At 38.2% G+C, this 16,057-nt stretch carries 16 protein-coding genes; 5 read left to right on the top strand and 11 right to left on the bottom strand.

What is annotated here, in order from left to right; genetic code table 11:
* Nucleotide 1 precedes the first annotated feature (1 nt).
* Nucleotides 2-1,096 (top strand): glycosyltransferase, encoded by a 1,095-nt coding sequence (locus LZP46_RS13685; protein WP_236094118.1) that lies wholly within the window; start codon nucleotides 2-4, stop codon nucleotides 1,094-1,096.
* Nucleotides 1,093-2,118: a class I SAM-dependent methyltransferase gene (locus tag LZP46_RS13680; RefSeq protein ID WP_236094117.1), complete on the top strand. Its 1,026-nt coding sequence runs from the start codon at nucleotides 1,093-1,095 to the stop codon at nucleotides 2,116-2,118. Before LZP46_RS13685 ends, LZP46_RS13680 begins: the two co-directional genes overlap by 4 nt.
* 4 nt (nucleotides 2,119-2,122) lie before the next feature.
* Here LZP46_RS13680 and LZP46_RS13675 read toward each other — a convergent pair whose 3' ends face one another.
* The 9 genes from LZP46_RS13675 to LZP46_RS13630 form a co-directional block, all read right to left on the bottom strand.
* The gene (locus LZP46_RS13675) at nucleotides 2,123-2,965 is read right to left on the bottom strand and encodes a hypothetical protein (protein ID WP_236094116.1); all 843 of its coding nucleotides are present in this window, start codon (nucleotides 2,963-2,965) and stop codon (nucleotides 2,123-2,125) included.
* Nucleotides 2,955-4,202: a lipopolysaccharide biosynthesis protein gene (locus LZP46_RS13670; RefSeq protein WP_236094115.1), complete on the bottom strand. Its 1,248-nt coding sequence runs from the start codon at nucleotides 4,200-4,202 to the stop codon at nucleotides 2,955-2,957. Before LZP46_RS13670 ends, LZP46_RS13675 begins: the two co-directional genes overlap by 11 nt.
* Nucleotides 4,203-4,208: 6 nt before the next feature.
* Nucleotides 4,209-5,060, bottom strand: coding sequence for a glycosyltransferase family 2 protein (locus LZP46_RS13665; protein WP_236094114.1), 852 nt, complete (start codon nucleotides 5,058-5,060; stop codon nucleotides 4,209-4,211).
* Nucleotides 5,050-7,023, bottom strand: a complete 1,974-nt coding sequence (locus LZP46_RS13660; protein WP_236094113.1) for a hypothetical protein — start codon at nucleotides 7,021-7,023, stop codon at nucleotides 5,050-5,052. Before LZP46_RS13660 ends, LZP46_RS13665 begins: the two co-directional genes overlap by 11 nt.
* 158 nt (nucleotides 7,024-7,181) lie before the next feature.
* Nucleotides 7,182-7,604: a pilin gene (locus LZP46_RS13655; RefSeq protein WP_442863549.1), complete on the bottom strand. Its 423-nt coding sequence runs from the start codon at nucleotides 7,602-7,604 to the stop codon at nucleotides 7,182-7,184.
* A gap of 250 nt (nucleotides 7,605-7,854) precedes the next feature.
* On the bottom strand, nucleotides 7,855-9,459 hold the full coding sequence (gene tnpC / locus LZP46_RS13645) for an IS66 family transposase (protein WP_236094112.1): 1,605 nt from the start codon (nucleotides 9,457-9,459) through the stop codon (nucleotides 7,855-7,857).
* Between the two features lie 74 nt (nucleotides 9,460-9,533).
* Nucleotides 9,534-9,869, bottom strand: a complete 336-nt coding sequence (gene tnpB, locus LZP46_RS13640; RefSeq protein ID WP_000619347.1) for an IS66 family insertion sequence element accessory protein TnpB — start codon at nucleotides 9,867-9,869, stop codon at nucleotides 9,534-9,536.
* Complete coding sequence (gene tnpA, locus LZP46_RS13635) at nucleotides 9,866-10,249, bottom strand: IS66-like element accessory protein TnpA (protein WP_046880031.1); 384 nt, start codon at nucleotides 10,247-10,249, stop codon at nucleotides 9,866-9,868. Before tnpA ends, tnpB begins: the two co-directional genes overlap by 4 nt.
* Nucleotides 10,250-10,511: 262 nt before the next feature.
* Nucleotides 10,512-12,413, bottom strand: coding sequence for an acyltransferase family protein (locus tag LZP46_RS13630; RefSeq protein WP_236094111.1), 1,902 nt, complete (start codon nucleotides 12,411-12,413; stop codon nucleotides 10,512-10,514).
* A gap of 144 nt (nucleotides 12,414-12,557) precedes the next feature.
* Here LZP46_RS13630 and LZP46_RS13625 point away from each other — a divergent pair, with 144 nt between their 5' ends.
* The 3 genes from LZP46_RS13625 (at nucleotide 12,558) to LZP46_RS13615 (ending at nucleotide 14,854) form a co-directional block, all read left to right on the top strand.
* The gene (locus LZP46_RS13625; protein ID WP_236094110.1) at nucleotides 12,558-14,189 is read left to right on the top strand and encodes a PglL family O-oligosaccharyltransferase; all 1,632 of its coding nucleotides are present in this window, start codon (nucleotides 12,558-12,560) and stop codon (nucleotides 14,187-14,189) included.
* 217 nt (nucleotides 14,190-14,406) lie between these two features.
* Nucleotides 14,407-14,649 carry a type II toxin-antitoxin system ParD family antitoxin gene (locus LZP46_RS13620; protein ID WP_019836164.1) on the top strand — a complete coding sequence of 81 codons (243 nt, stop codon included), beginning with the start codon at nucleotides 14,407-14,409 and terminating at the stop codon, nucleotides 14,647-14,649.
* Nucleotides 14,642-14,854: a type II toxin-antitoxin system RelE/ParE family toxin gene (locus tag LZP46_RS13615; RefSeq protein ID WP_019836165.1), complete on the top strand. Its 213-nt coding sequence runs from the start codon at nucleotides 14,642-14,644 to the stop codon at nucleotides 14,852-14,854. Before LZP46_RS13620 ends, LZP46_RS13615 begins: the two co-directional genes overlap by 8 nt.
* Nucleotides 14,855-15,101: 247 nt before the next feature.
* On the opposite strand, the gene bfr is transcribed toward LZP46_RS13615, so the two are convergent.
* Nucleotides 15,102-15,566 (bottom strand): heteropolymeric bacterioferritin subunit Bfr, encoded by a 465-nt coding sequence (gene bfr / locus LZP46_RS13610; protein ID WP_236094109.1) that lies wholly within the window; start codon nucleotides 15,564-15,566, stop codon nucleotides 15,102-15,104.
* Between the two features lie 251 nt (nucleotides 15,567-15,817).
* Nucleotides 15,818-16,012 (bottom strand): bacterioferritin-associated ferredoxin, encoded by a 195-nt coding sequence (locus tag LZP46_RS13605; protein WP_004809963.1) that lies wholly within the window; start codon nucleotides 16,010-16,012, stop codon nucleotides 15,818-15,820.
* Nucleotides 16,013-16,057: the final 45 nt, after the last annotated feature.

The following is a 16,057-nucleotide window of genomic DNA, read 5'->3' as shown; positions in this document are numbered from 1 at the left end:
TATGCGCATATTATTTGTTCTTCCACGCATGGTTACTGGCGGTGTTGAACGGGTTACATTAAATTTAGTCAAAGAATTACAAAATAGAGGTCATGATTGCGCATTTGCTTTAAGAAAAGCTCATGGTGAGTTGCTACCCGAAGCACAAGCTTTGTGCCCAGTCTATGAAATCGGAGCAAAGGGCTTACATCAAGTTGTACCAAAGCTCAGTAGCCTAATTCACCAATGGCAACCAACACATATTGTGAGTGCCTTAGCCGATGTGGGTTTTCTAACTTACTTAGCGATTAAATATTCAGGGCAAAAGGTGTTCTGGGCACATGGGGTACATGGACCCCATCATTTAATTACAGCGCAACCTACCTTTATAGGTAGGTTGCGTTTTAAGCTTGATAAGCTATTTTCCTCTGTAGTTTATCAAAAATGTAACGTGGTTATTGCTGTATCAAATGGTGTGCGATACGATATATTAGATAAATTTAAAGTAAATCAAGATAAAGTTATAACTATTTACAACCCTGTGTTAGATACGTCACAGCTTGTACCAAGAATACCAAAAGAGCAAATATTAAGTAACCCACCAAGAATAGTTGCATTAGGTCGGCTTACTCGCCAAAAAGGTTTTGATATTCTTATCGAAGCGATGAGTAAAGTTCCTCAACCTTGGCTATTAGATATTTGGGGTGAGGGCGAAGATAAGCAAATACTACAAAGTTTGATTAACCAATACGATCTACAACACTATGCCTTTTTGAGGGGTAGCACAAGTAAACCTTTTGATGTATTAAGACAATCTGATTTATTCGTGCTGTCTTCTCGATTTGAAGGATTGCCTACTGTACTGATAGAGGCTATATGTTGTCAGTGTAATATTGTCGCTACAGATTGTCCTCATGGTGCTGTAGAAATATTAGAAAATGGTCGTTGGGGCATTTTGGTAAAAAATGAAGATACAGATGCTCTTGCAAAAGGTATTATACAGGCTTTAACAGGAGAGAAAACGGTCTCTCCACAGGCATTATTATCGCGTGCAGAGATATTTGTAACGAAAAAAGCAGTTGATAGCTGGGAAAGTGTTTTGAGGAGTTTCGAATGAAAGCACAAATGATATGGTCACGTGGTGAATTAGAAACTTTGGATAGATGCCCAGCTTGTAATAAGAGTATTGAATCTAAACCACTTTACAAAAGATATGATGATGAAAATATTATTCCTGATGAATGGAACATCTATCGTTGTAATCATTGTCAGTCATTTTTTGTAAATCCAAGACCTACTCTAGAAAGCTTGCCAGCACTCTATCAAGACTATCTTACACATAGGACAACTGAAATAGAACCAGTCTTCACAAGTAATTCATTATCATGGAAATTAATTAGAGGATTTTTATCATTAAGATTGGGAATTGTATTTAAAGAGAAATGTCTAAACATAGGGTATCTAGTTTTTATGATAATTCCAGCATTTCGTCATAAACTGGATCGGTTTGGACGAAACTTAATATTAAAAAATTTTAATAAAAAAGGAAAGTTACTTGATTTAGGGTGTGGTGCGGGGGAATTTTTGAATGTTGCAACCATGATGGGATGGGATACTTACGGGTGTGATTTTGACCCTGTAGTTGTAAAGAAATGTCGGGATGACGGATTTGATGTCAGGCTTGGCGGATTAGAAGCTTTTAGCACGGGTGAAACATTTGATGTTATTACCATGAACCAAGTCATAGAGCATGTTGCTAATCCTCAGAAAATAATAAAAGATTGTTATCAAGCATTAAATAGCGAGGGCTACCTTTGGATTGGAACTCCTAATCCTAATGCTGCTGGTGCGAGATTTTTTGGTGCTGCATGGGTTGGATTGCATCCACCTTACCATTTGTGTATACCTTCACAGAATGAATTAATTCGGTGGCTTAATGAAGCAGGATTTGACCATTACAAAGTCTTACAAAGAGGGACTCATGCAAAATTTAATTGGATAGAAAGTACAAAACTTGCTGGTAAACTAGGAAAAAATAATATTTACTTTTCTAAAGCAAATTATTTAAAAGCAGAGCTTGTTAATATGTTTACGCCTAAAAATGGAGAAGAAACGGTTATTATCGCTTTTAAAAAATAAGATCTTATACTATTGGTGGGCTAAACTTCGTAAGAGATTTATGATGATTAAGTTTTTTTACACCATTCGCCGTAATAAAAGAAATTATTCTAATAAATAGCTTTACAAGAAAAGGGGAAAATCTTAGCATTTCTTGCATTCTAGTAATCTTTCCTACTCTGTACGGTTTGGCTGTCTTGTTAATACTTTTATTCCATATGTGAGTATAGTCAGATTGTTGTAATAGGATGGGCTTATCTGCATTTCTTGTGGTTCTAACAATCACATAAGTTTCATTTTTTGTTCTAATGTTTATACGCTGCCCATTATCTGGTCTATTTACTTTGTACCATTTTTGAGGATCATATAGGTCAGATAAGAAAACCTCTGTATCAATAAAACCATTCTCCTTCGAATAAAGTGAAAAGAAAAACTCTGGAGTAAATTGGTAAAAACCATGCCCGCAGAAGCCATCTGCTGGCAAGATGTGTAATATTGTGCCACCTATTTTACAGGTGTTTATTGTGTTTTTAAATGCCTGTGCTACATCGAAAATATGCTCAGAACAGCCAAAATCCAATATAGTATCGTATTGGTTTTTTAACTCTTCAGGTATAGGGTGGTTATAGTCATAGATTATGCTTGCGTCTTCATAATCCGAATTGTCGATAGAGTCTACTTGCTGTGCAGCAAAGTGTTGAATCAGTAAGTCCTCGCACCATGCGCCTTGATCTGTGCCAACCCATTTATTTGCGAGTTTAGATCCTACTAGTACAGCGTACCTCCCTAATGTGAGCGTTTTTCCAAGCTTCTTATTTTTCTGCTTATTATATTGGAGTAGTTGTAGTGAATGAATATCAATTCCCATTATAATGTTTCCTTTTTAACGTATTCTTAGAGACTAAAAAACCACTAGATACCACCATCCCCCATTCCGAAATAGCCAGAGCCCATATCATACCGACTACACCCAGCAAAGGATAAAAAATAACAGCCCCAATAACAAGTGCAAACATACCAAAAATTTCGACTCCCGCTCTAGCCCAAGGTCTGTCTACCGCCATTAACATACTCGCAAGACTAAGCCTAAGCGCAAGAGCAGGTACAACCCAGCAGAGCCATTGCAGGATTTGGGTAATACCTTGGTATTGTTGCCCAAATAGCCACTCTACCCACGGCGCAAACAACCATAACAGCCCAGCCAAAATAACACCATATACCAGTACCGAGACCAATATCCAACGATTCAACCGTTCTAACTGTGCTTTTGTCTCAAGCTGCCCTCGGAATAATCGAGGTAATGCCGCCAGTAATAAGGCGGTGACAGGCAAAGTGGCAGCACCCACTACTCTTGAGGCTGCAATATAAAGTCCGCCTATTCCTAGAGGCAGTAGCTTCACAGCCAGCATCTTATCTAGCTCACTAGGTCCTGCAGCGGTGAGTGCTAATGTGGCATAGCCTGCACTATGTTTAAGCTGTGGTGGGGTTGCCAGTTGCCACTGGTGAGGATGGAGCCAAGCATTTTGTTTGTACCATTTCATACAGAATAATGCCACTACCGCACTAATCAAGTATAGCCAAGCAAACACAACCAAAGGATGAGATACCGCGAGCAGCATGACCACGAATGCTGCTAAAGTTCGTAAGGCTAAAGGAAAAATCATCAATAGTTGGGAACGGGCGGTTTTTTCAAGCGCCAGCTCTTCGGTGGCAGGAATCAAAAACAAAGGAAGCAGTATGGTTTCCGTTAGCCCGATACAAAATATAATCGACCCAGATAACCCAATATTTTGAAAAAATAACAGATAGCTGGCAATATAAACAAAAAATAGAATACTGCCCGTGATCAACGTCGTCGGTACAGCATAGCTGAGTACATGTGATCGTCGTTCTGGATCTTTGGCAACCTCAGCAAACAAAACAAGATGCGTCCCAAAAGTTGAAAATGTACCCAGTAATACAGCTAAAGCTGCTATCCCAGCAAAAGCAGCGTATTGGTCGGGCCCAAGCATGCGGGCGATGACAAGCAAAGTACCTGCTTGGATGAGTAAACGTAAACCCAGTACGGCACTAGTGCGTAATGTAGAGCGAGCGATTGGGCCCATAAAAAATTATTGACTATCCTTATACATCAAAGCCGTTACTTGCTCTGAAATAAGCCCCATTAAGAAGATCATAATGCTACCTGTATAAAGCAATGCACTCATATTGGTAAAACGTCCTGCATCCCATAAGGTATATCCATACCACCCTGTTGCCATCATAAATAACATCACAGCAATGGGTAAAAACATCTTTAATGGTGAAAATAGTGTGGCAATTTTAAAAATAATCAAAAAAAACCGCACACCGTCTTTTAAGGGGCGAATATGACTTTTTCCAATTCGTTTAGCCGCATGAATAGGGACATAACCAACAGAGTATCCTGCACGGAAAAAAGCCATCGTACTAGTGGTGGGATAAGAAAAACCATTAGGCAGTAAATATAAAAATTCACGGAATTTATCTGTGCGGACGGCACGAAAACCAGAGGTGAGGTCTTCTACTTTTTGTTCAGTCATATATGTTGCAAGGTTATTGTAGAGTGCATTGGCAATACCACGACCAATACTGGCTTGAGAGCCTTTTTGTCTGGCCCCTACAACTAAGTCATAACCTTGTTCAATTTTCTCAATCAAGCGAGTGATATCTTGCGGATCATGCTGCCCATCTGCATCCATAAAAACAATAATGTCACCTGTTGCAGTACGTGCCCCTGTTTTAATGGCTGCACCATTACCTTTTGAGTAAGGATGAGTGACTACTTTAGCACCAGCAGATTCTGCAACTTGTTTTGTTTGGTCTGTAGAACCATCATTCACCACGATAATTTCATGAGCAAGCTGTAATTGTTGAATCTGTGCAAGGGTTTGACCAATCGCAGCAGATTCATTTTTTGCAGGTAGAACAATACTAACTTTCATGGTTTGCTCTTTTTTTAGTAAGCATAGCATTATCTATAATACGCTGTTCAATCTCAATCTCTTTGATCCAAACATTCTGAGTATCGAGTTGCTTTGCTTGTTGCAATTGTTGTTGAGCTTGGGTCAACTTATTTTGTAGACGATATACTTGCGTGAAAATTAAACGCCCATTAATATCTTCATGTAACATGATCGCATGTTGCATAAACTCTTCACCTTTTTTAAAATCAGAAATCACTCCCACAAAATATTGTGTTAATAATTTATAAATTTCTGATTTTAAACGATTGTCTATTCCTTTGTTATCTAGTCCAGCAGCAATAATCGATATAGCTTGCTCATGAGGCACTTTACAAAAGCCATTAATTTGACAATTTGAAAAGGCGCTCAAAAAACTGACATTACTATTTTGGAAGGGTTTATATTCCAAACGCCAGATTAATTCATTAATGGTTTGTTGTGAAACAGGATTTCCGAGATAAGATGCTAAGTGTAACTCAGCAAACCAAGCACCATTCGCAGGTATATAGCTATTTTTCGCTTTATTTAAGGCGTGTTGAGCAAGCTGTGCATAATGCCTTTTCTGTTGTGAATTTTGTTCATTTTGCATTAGTTTCATATAAATACGGGCCAATTGATAATTAGCGCGATCTGACTGTGGGTGCATCGCCGCTTCATACACTGCATGATCTACAAGATTTGACCAAATTTCGGAGCGCTGCCATGTTGTCCATGCTAAATTAGCAATATAGATAGCACTTAATATATAAATAAAAGGTTGAATTTTTTTATTATTAATTTGAGCAATATAATAGACTGCTGAAACTATAAAGCCAATGATGCCAAAGTAATTACGATGTTCATGGACTAATTCAAGACTAATAAAAGTTGATTCGAGCAACTGACTTATCACATACCAACCCCAAGCAAAAAGTAACATAGGGTGTTTTTTAAACAAGGCTATACAAGCTAGGCTAATTCCAAGTAGTCCAGCCAAAGAGTATAGTGTTGTTATTGGCTGAGTGATTGATTTGGAAATGGTAAAATCATCATGATATAAACTTAAATCCGAAAGTAATGGATAAAAGGTCATTTTTAGATAATAAAAAATCACTCGTGATTCGGTAAGTAGTCGCTCATCTAAAGTAAAATCACGTCTTGCGAAATTTACAGGGTTAAGATAGGGTGGCAATAAATATAAAAATATTAATCCAGCAGCAATTACTCCACCCCAAAGCATATGAATTAATTTAATTTTTTTGATATAAATCGGTTGAAATTGTAGGTTTTTAGCTTGGAAAATAATCAATTCAACCCAGTAAATTAAGGGAATAAATAAAATTCCAGATTCTTTACTTAGTATAGAGGCTAATAGGCTTAAAGCTACACCGCATAACGCAAATATAGTATTTAATCCGGTGATTGCTCGAGTACGCCAGAAACAATAAATAGCAAGTGCGAATAATCCAAATAATGTGGATAGGCTAGTCATGCGTTGTACAACGTACAATACGCTGGTTAGATTTAAAGGGTGAATGAGCCATATTAAACTGACTAAACAAGCAAGATATACAGCAGATTGAAGCGAAATTGTTTGGTATTGTTGGCTTAGCCATTGAAATAATTTTAGGCTAATAATAAAAACCAATAAACCATTGATTAAGTGAATAAATAGATTTGTAAATTTAAAATAAAAAGGCTCAAAACCTGTAAAATAATGATTGAGAGCAAAGGACAACATGCTGATGGGGCGACCTAGCGGACCTGCATCACCAGCATACCAAGCAGATTTTAAATTTTCATAATCTAAAGCTGAAATTGCTATTTTTTTATTATCAATAATATTTGCTATATCATCAAAAACATAATCACCATGTAATCCTGGAAAATACATTAAAAATGAAAATAATAATAATAAAATTAAAATAAATGTTGGTTTAATTTTATAAATTATTTTAATCAAATCAAGCCCCAAATACAAAAAGCAGAAAATTCATCTTACTAGTAAAACTTTATAAAAAACAGTAAAATTAATTTAAATAAAACCGCAATATGATTAATTTTAAACCATATTGCGGTGATTTTCATATATTAAAAACCTAAATAGCCTCTTAATATAAATTAGCGACAATTTGAAGGACGGAATTTAGCATCTAAATTACCACTACTTGAACCGGAACAAGACCACTCCATACCACCACCTGATGGAGTACCTTTCATAATTAAAGTTGCGCCTGCAGCAACTTTAGTATTATAAGTAATAACAATCGTACTACCATTTACAAGCACAGATCTTACAGCATTACCCTTAATACTGCCAGCAGGTGCCAAGCCAACTGAAGCATTACCGGTAGCGCCAGGCCAACGATTATTAGATGAATAAAACTCAGTAATACCTGTTTTAGCACCACCAGCCAAACTTAAACCTTCAGAAACGTGTGAACGTTTCGTATAGTTCTGATAAGCAGGAATCGCAATTGCAGCCAAAATACCGATAATAGCGACAACAATCATAAGCTCGATGAGCGTGAAGCCCTTCTGCATTGTATTCATAACATTCTCCACAAATGTTGTTAATTTAGTTATAAGCTTTGTAAGCTATTTTAATATTAGCACTAAACGTGCCAACTTTTATTATAGACAATTTAGACAGAAAAACAGCATCTTATACATAAAAAAATTCACACTATAAATTTCACGGTATATTTTTGTTAAAAAGTGACAAATATTGTCAGGTTGAATCTTATACTTTGGACAAATATTGTAAGCGTCCGCTGAATCCCATACCTATTTTTTAATTCGATTTAGGTTTCCAGCAGTGTGGCAGTAACTCTTCAATCTGGGTCACTTTATGTGTCGGCAGCCTTTTCAGCACATCACTTAAATAGGCATACGGATCCAAGCCATTCAGCTTTGCTGACTGGATTAAAGTCATGATGTTTGCCGCTCGCTGACCACTGCGCAGCGAACCTGCAAACAGCCAGTTCTTGCGCCCCAACGCCCAGGGACGCATCTGATTCTCGACCCAATTATTGCAAATAGGTAGATTGCCATCATCCAGATAGCGGCTTAAAGCTGGCCAACGCTTCAGAGTGTAATTGATGGCCTTGGCGGTGGGAGAACTCGATGGCACTGTCAGATGATGTTGGTTGAGCCATTCATATAGTTGTTGCATCACTGGTTGACTATGCTGTTGTCGGTATTCGCGGCGGTCTTCCGCTGTACCATCGGTCTTTTTCCTGAGCTCTGCTTCTATCGCATACAGTTTCTGAATCAGCACTAATGCCTGTTCAGCGACCTGACTTTTTTTGGTCACATGCAGTTCATGGAATTTACGACGCGCATGCGCCATGCAGCCCACCTCAATGACCTGACCTGATTTAAAACGTGCTTTATAACCACTGTAATCATCACAGACTAGATAACCCTGCCAGCCTTTCAAGAACTCTTCAGCATGCTGGCCTGAACGACTATCCTGAAAGTCATAGATCACCGCCTGAACTGGATTGTACTGTGTAGTGGCATAGGCCCAGACATAACCTTTCTTCGGTTTTTTATTATTCTCACCCATCCGCATGATGGTGACCGGTGTTTCATCTGCATGCAGCACCCGCTGTTGCAGCACCACCTCTTTTAAGGCATTGGCCAGAGGTTCCAGTTCTACACCGCAGCGACCTATCCAGTCAGATAACGTGGATCTGGACAGATCAATGCCAGCCCGCTGATAGATCAGGCGCTGACGGTACAGCGGCAAATGATCGGCATATTTCGATACCAAAACATGGCTGAGCAGTTCAGGTGAAGCAATGCCTTTATCAATCACATAGGCGGGCATCGCTTGCTGAGTCAGAGTGTCACACTGATCACAGACCCATTTACCACGCACATGCTGTTCCTTATAGAACTGTGCCGGTCTGAAATGTAGTTTTTCACTGACATCTTCGCCGATACGACGGAGTTGGCAGCCACAAGCACATTGGGTTGATGCAGGTTCATGCTCAATACGGATGGTGTGTAGATGATCTGGCAGTGGTCGACGTTTAGGTTTATTGGTTTTGGCTTTCTGTGTCGCTGCATTGGTTTTATCTGCATTTAGCCGTTCCAGTTCTAGATCAACCGCGGCAATATCTTCTTCAACCGCTTCATCCCACAGATGGATTTGTTTTGCCGTTAAGTGTTCATTCTTTTGGGCGAATTTGTGCTTTTTAAACAGCGCCAGTTCATGCTCGTATTTTTGATTGAGAATAGAAAGATGTTGAACTTTAGAATCTAATTGCTGGTTTGATTTTTCTAATTCTTGATTTGATTGTGCCAGAGACTGATGCTGCATCGCCAACTGTCTGGTGAATTCCAGCAGTTGTTCATGGGTCAGTTGGCTTAAGTCAGGCAGCGTATTCATGACCGCAGTATGCCTGAGGTCATGAAGAGAATGAAATAGAACGTTTGGAGGATGGCAGAATGGTCGAGCTTGGTTTAGAGCATATTCACCACTTGCTGCAATCCAATTCTCTGCCAGGGCAAACCTTGGATTAATGCCTGTAACTGTTCCGGGCTGAGGGCCACGGTTTCACCTTGGTGAACTTGAGCCCAGTGAAATTTACCCTGTTCCAAACGCCGGGCACACAGCCAGATGCCCAGTCCATCATGTACCAACACTTTCATACGATGACCACGTTTATTACAGAACAGGTAGGCGCAATGCGGTTTGATGTAGCCAAAGGCTCTCACCACCTGAGCCATGACAGTATCCATTCCTGCTCGCATATCCATGGGCTGGGTAGAGAGCCAAATTTCATTGATACGGATCATGTTGCAAGTACCTTGAGTAATTCTGCTAAAGCAGATATTTTCGATACTTGCCATTTCAAGCCAATTTCTGCTTTTGAGTGGGGTAAAGTAATTTGAACTTTTAACATGTCAGTAGGAGTAGGATCTAATGGTGCAGAGCAAGATAAGGCAATAAATGCAGGTTTATTCGGTAGTGGTGAGCGATCACTCCCTGGCTTAGCATCAATTAAGCGAATCCATTTGGATACAAGATTTGTATTCAATCCATGTTGCAAAGCGACTGAAGCAATTGAAACGTCTGGTGCTTTACAAGCCTGAACGATCTGCTGTTTAAATTCAGCACTGTATGTTCTTCGTTTTTTCGCAAGAGATGCGATGGATGTCTGATTATTTGTAGTCATAAATTTAAGTCCCCACTTGTTTCTAAGTGGGGACTAAATTAAGGCTTATAGGATGAATTCAGAAGGTGTGTTCAGCGGACGCTTACCAAATATTGTCATTATGTGAAGTGCATCACACTTTTGGGCTAAGCAGCGGGAGCATAACAAGACTCACTTAAAGTTGCTTGTCCATTTGTATGCAATAAGCTTGTGTAATAATTTGCAACTATGCGGATCAACGTAATATGCTATTTGAAATAGTAGTTAAGTTTTGTCATCTTGGCTATTGAAAAGGATTTGTGTGCTGTTTTAAGTACTCGATACCAATTTGCTTAGAACCAGCGTAAGTTAGATGTTGATTATCTCTATATAAAGCAACATTATTAAGTGAAGAAAAACAAGAATTCTTATTACAAATTATATTGTTAAAATCTATAACCACAAGATTTTTATGTTCTTTTTTAATTGTGTTTAATATTTCATGCCATTCCATAAAGTCTTCTTCATATTTTTTTCTTTCAAAACTGCAATCTGAAAAAGAAGATCTCACATGACAGTTGACATCCACGTCTGTAAGAATTGGATTGTCATTCATTAAAACAGGTATAGCACCTGAATTTTCAATCAGAGTTATAGAATTCTTCAATCCTTCTATAAAGAATGCTTTAGAGGAAGAGGTGGAAGGAGTTGTATTTGTAGAGTAAAGATTGCGCTTCCAGTTATGAGGGAAGTAACCACCCATAACGACATACTTGAATTTATTTGCATGTATGAGATCAGCAACTGTTGTGTTATGGGGGTAATAATCTGATATTAAATGAATCTCCTTGCTTTTTGGATTTTGTACAGATCTGTGCAGTCCGTATAAAAAGGCTGAGGAAGACTTTGTGAGTTCATAACCTTGTAAATTGGCATCTAATAAAAGGTGATTGATGAAGCCTGATTGTGCATTAGCATGACTATCTCCAATCAATAATACAGAAATTTTTTCAGCATTTTTATTACCCATCAAACAATCGTTAATGGGGTGTTGATTTTGGTCAATACATTTTATGATTGGTGTATCCAGTGTATTATTATTTTCTTCTTTTTGGTGAAATAGTGAGCTACTTGTACTGAGAAAAATAATAAATAAGGATGGAAGGATAAATAATTTTTTTATGGGCATAGTTGCTGTTTTTGAAGTTTTTTTAATTTTTTTCTCAATTTTTTCATAAGTTAAGACAGAAAATACAATCGTAAAAATTAAAATTAAAATTTTTATAATTAAATTTAAATTAATAGAAAGTGTTGTTAAGTAAACAATAATAGGCCAATGCCACAAGTACATCGGATATGAAATTTTTCCTATATACTCTATCCATTGGGTTGAACGTCCAGTGAAGTATCTTCCAAAGTAGATAAACCCTGCAGCAGCGAGACAAGGGAGTAAGGCTGTATAAGAAGGGAAGAGAGATTGATTATTAATAAAAAAACTTGATGCAACAATGATGGAAATAAAAAGTATGCTTAGTATTATTGATGTGTTTTTCTTCGGCTTTGAAGAAGGCAGGAAAACTAAAGCTGCACCGATTGTAAACTCAAATATTCGTGAAGGGAGTAAATAGTAGGCGGCAATCGGATTACTTTGAATTAGTATATGAGAGGTAATCAATGAAAGTATAGTAATAAAAAATAATGAAAAAATTTTAAAATTTCTTGATAGTTGAATGATCCCTAAAAGTAATAACGGCCAAATTAAATAAAATTGCTCTTCTAGGCTTAAAGACCAAATATGTAAGAGAGGTGTTGATTTCCCTGAAATACTAAAATAATCGTTTAATAAAGTGGTGTAATAAATATTGGATGTGAGAGTGACAGTTGCTGCTGCTGTTTTTAAATACTGAAACCATTCTTCAGGGGTAAGAATGAAGTAAAAAGCAATAGAGCAAATTGATAATACAGTAAAAAAAGCTGGCGCTAGACGTAGCACTCTTCTTTGATAGAAGTGTTTGAAAGAAAATGATCCTGATCTATTTTTTTCCAACAGAATATTTTTTGTAATGAGATATCCTGAAATAACAAAAAATACATCTACGCCTATAAATCCACCTGAAAAAAAAGAAAAATCTAAATGATTCAGTATTACTAGTATTACTGCAAGTGCACGTAAAATATCGATATGTGATTGATATTCGGACTTCATAGGATGCTAAGTCTTTTTTTATAAATAAAAATTAAGGGAATGTAGCAGAAGAATTGCGATTTGAGAATGGGCGAATTCAAACATGAGGTGCGACAGTTTCCTTTTTTTATTATCATAGCTCATCTTTTTTTCAACTGTTACAGCATGAAATTCTTCCTCTTGCTTCTGACCAGTATCTTTATCTCCGTTGCATGGCTATTGCCCATTCACTATCGTCCGTGGGTCACCTATACAGGCGAACTTTACGCATTTTTTGCCTTGTTTGCTCTTGCAGCCAGCCTTTTTAAAGCAAAATTACAAATACCCAAAATCAGCCTGCCCTTACTGACATTGAGCAGTGTTCCACTCATTCAGTGGGGCTTTGGCTTAGTCTACTTCTTTGACAAAGCTTTGCTCAGTAGCGTGTATATCTTCAGTTTTTGGTTGGCAATCATTTTGGGCTATAACTTCACGCAAAACAACAGCGAACGTGAACGCATCTTTACGGGCTTTAGTTATGTGCTACTCGGCGTGGGAAGTATTACCGCATTCATGGCAATTTGCCAGTGGCTCACACTCGACCAATACCTGCCAATGATGGTGGATATAAAAATTGGACAACGCCCTTATGCCAACTTCGCCCAACCGAATAATATGGCGACCTTTTTGGTAATGTCACTCATGGCATGCCTATATTTATACGAAAAACAAAAACTTAAAACCGTATGGATTGTGATCGCAGCTGCCATGATTTTGGTCGGTGTGGTACTGAGTCAATCGCGGACTTCATGGTTGGCGTCACTGTGTCTCTTGACCTATTTGAGCTATCAACAATACCGTGGCGTGATGCGGATTAAATGGCGCTATAGCTTGCTGTGGTTTGCCGCATTTATCGGGCTGGTTTTTATCGCACCTGCTTTTAGTCAATTGCTTTCACAAAGTGCAGACCTTTCGGTTCAATCTCGTGATGTGGTACAACGCGCCACAGGTGATATGTCGCGCTTGGCGATTTGGCAGCAAATGCTCGCTGCGATTGAGCATCAACCATGGTGGGGCTATGGTTGGCATCAAACCAGTGTGGCGTATGTCATAATTAGTGAATTTGTGCAAGGTCCTGTGTGGATTCGTAGCGCACACAATTTCATTTTAGACTTTTTACTTTGGAATGGTGTGATACTCGGCGTGCCATTTTTGGCGTATTTGGGCTATTGGGGCTACCAACTGCATAAATATACCCAATCGGTGGAATCGGTTGTGGGAATTTTAATGCTCGGTGCATTTAGCGTGCATGCCATGCTGGAATTTCCACAAAACTATGCCTACTTCTTGCTGCCTGTAGGTTTTATTATCGGCATGATTCAGTCACAGCGTGTGTTAAAAGGCTTAACTTTATCTGCAATTTATTTACGCACGACTTTTGTGATTGGCGCATTGTTGTTGATGCTGATTTATCGTGATTATGAAGTGATGGTGCCTAAACTGAATCAGTCGGTACGCTACGAACACACACCTGAAAAAATCACCCATCAAGAGCATATTTTTGTACTGGAAGAATTTAACCGCCGCATTGAGTGGATTCGTTTAAATCCGTATAGCCTACAAACGCCTGATCAATTGCAGGATATTCATGAAATGGTGTTGAATTATCCAACCCGCTACGATTTATTGAAATATGCACGCGTATTAGCATTTAACGGTTATGAAGCAGAAGCCCAAAAGCAATTATGGTTGTTAAGCACTTTGTGGCAGGTCAATGTAGATTATGCGACTTTATTGGATAAGGCAAAGCCGCGCTGATTTGTGTAGCGCAAGGAGGGGGATTTGAAAATAGTGAGCCAAATATGGTGAAAATTTTCAATGTTGAAAATCTCTCCCAACTTCTCTTTAAAAAGAGAGGGGTATTCATTATAAAATTGATTTCATGTGCGAAAATTTAAAGAGATGCTGAAATTTTGTTCAGATAAAGGGAGTTGTGTTAGAATTGTATGATCTATTCACACAATAAGGCATGCTGATGGCGAGAACTACAAGTGTAACAATTGGCCCACAACTCGATGACTTTGTGAGCAAACTGATTGAATCTGGACGTTATGGTTCAACCAGTGAAGTGATGCGATCTGCATTAAGATTATTGGAACAGCAAGAAAATCAAACTGCAGCTTTAAAGCAAGCGATTGAAGCAGGTGAGAACAGTGGAGAAAGTACACTTAGCCTAAAAGATATTGCGGCTCAAGTGAAGCAGAAGCATCGTGTATAAGCTATCAAATTTAGCTGTCGACGACTTCACTGCTATTTATGAATACACCTTACTTAACTTTGGTGTAGCTCAAGCTGACCAATACACGCAACATTTGGAAAATACCTTTCATTTGTTAGTGAGTTCACCGCTGATTGGTTATGCATGTGTAGATATTGGCGAGGGAATACGCCGTCACGATCATCATCAACATGCTATTTTTTAAAAAAAACAGGATTATGGCATTTTTATTATTCGGATATTGCATCAACAGATGCAACCCATGAAACATTTTTTTGCGTTATAAATACTTTTTTATAAATCCAAGAATTTAAAATGCGCATAAGTAAAATATATTGATATTGAGAGCTTCTTCATTAGAGATAGGCAAGATACTGAATTTTAGGTAAAGTGCCCCAAAAAACAAAAGACTGGAAAAACCAGTCTTTTGAGTTATCTAAACGAGATGAATTTTAGAGTTGACTTTGAATATAGTTTTCAATGCCTACCGTTTCAACCAAATCAAGCTGTGTCGTTGCCCAGTCTAGGTACTCTTCTTCTTTCTCTAGAATTTCCTGAACCAAATCACGAGTTACATAGTCCAGTTGTTGCTCTGCCAAAACCACCGCTCTTTGAATCGCTTCAATATTTTCTTGGACTTTACGCACATCGCAGTTCAGCACTTCAGCAGTGTGCTGACCGATATACAATTTGCCCAAGTGTTGTAAATTTGGCAGACCTTCTAAAAATAAAATACGTTCAATAATTTTGTCAGCATGTTTCATTTGACGAATCGACTCTTTATATTCAGCCGAGCCGAGTTGTTCAATACCCCAATCATTAAACATACGTGAATGTAAAAAATATTGGTTAATCGCAGTCAGGTGATGATACAAAACTTGGTTTAACTGATTAATCACATCACGATTGCCTTTCATTGCAGCACTCCATCAACAATTTCTGCCTTAAACCGCTTAAGGCAATCTATATTTCTATCTTAAACAAGACTGGACAAAATGGCGAGTGATTTAGGGAACCGCAAATGAAAATCGCAATCGAAAACAATTAGCTAGGCAATGTGGAAAAATGTAAGCCAAGAAAAACCCGCTGTAGTCGAAAGCGGGAGAGGAAAAACACGGTAAAAATTTAAATAACTAAATGTGGGGAAATGTATTAGAAAATATGAGATTTATGCAGCAACGGCAAGACGAGATGCAATTTGTGCAATTTCATCGCTAATGATAGCGCGAGTTTCAGGTGCACAGCGACCACAACACGTGCCCAAGTCAAACATATCGCGAATTTCACGATAGCTTTCTGCACCATTGGCAACGGCTTCTTTAATGTCTTGATCTGTAATACCACGGCATAAGCAAACGTACATGAATGCAACCACAATAATTGAAATAAGATAAGTGTTATTATTGAT

The organism is Acinetobacter sp. SCLZS86, from assembly GCF_021560715.1.
In the GTDB taxonomy this organism is placed as follows: Bacteria; Pseudomonadota; Gammaproteobacteria; order Pseudomonadales; family Moraxellaceae; genus Acinetobacter; species Acinetobacter towneri_A.
The sequence above is the reverse complement of the archived record's forward strand: the minus strand, read 5'-3'. Positions and strand labels throughout refer to the sequence as shown.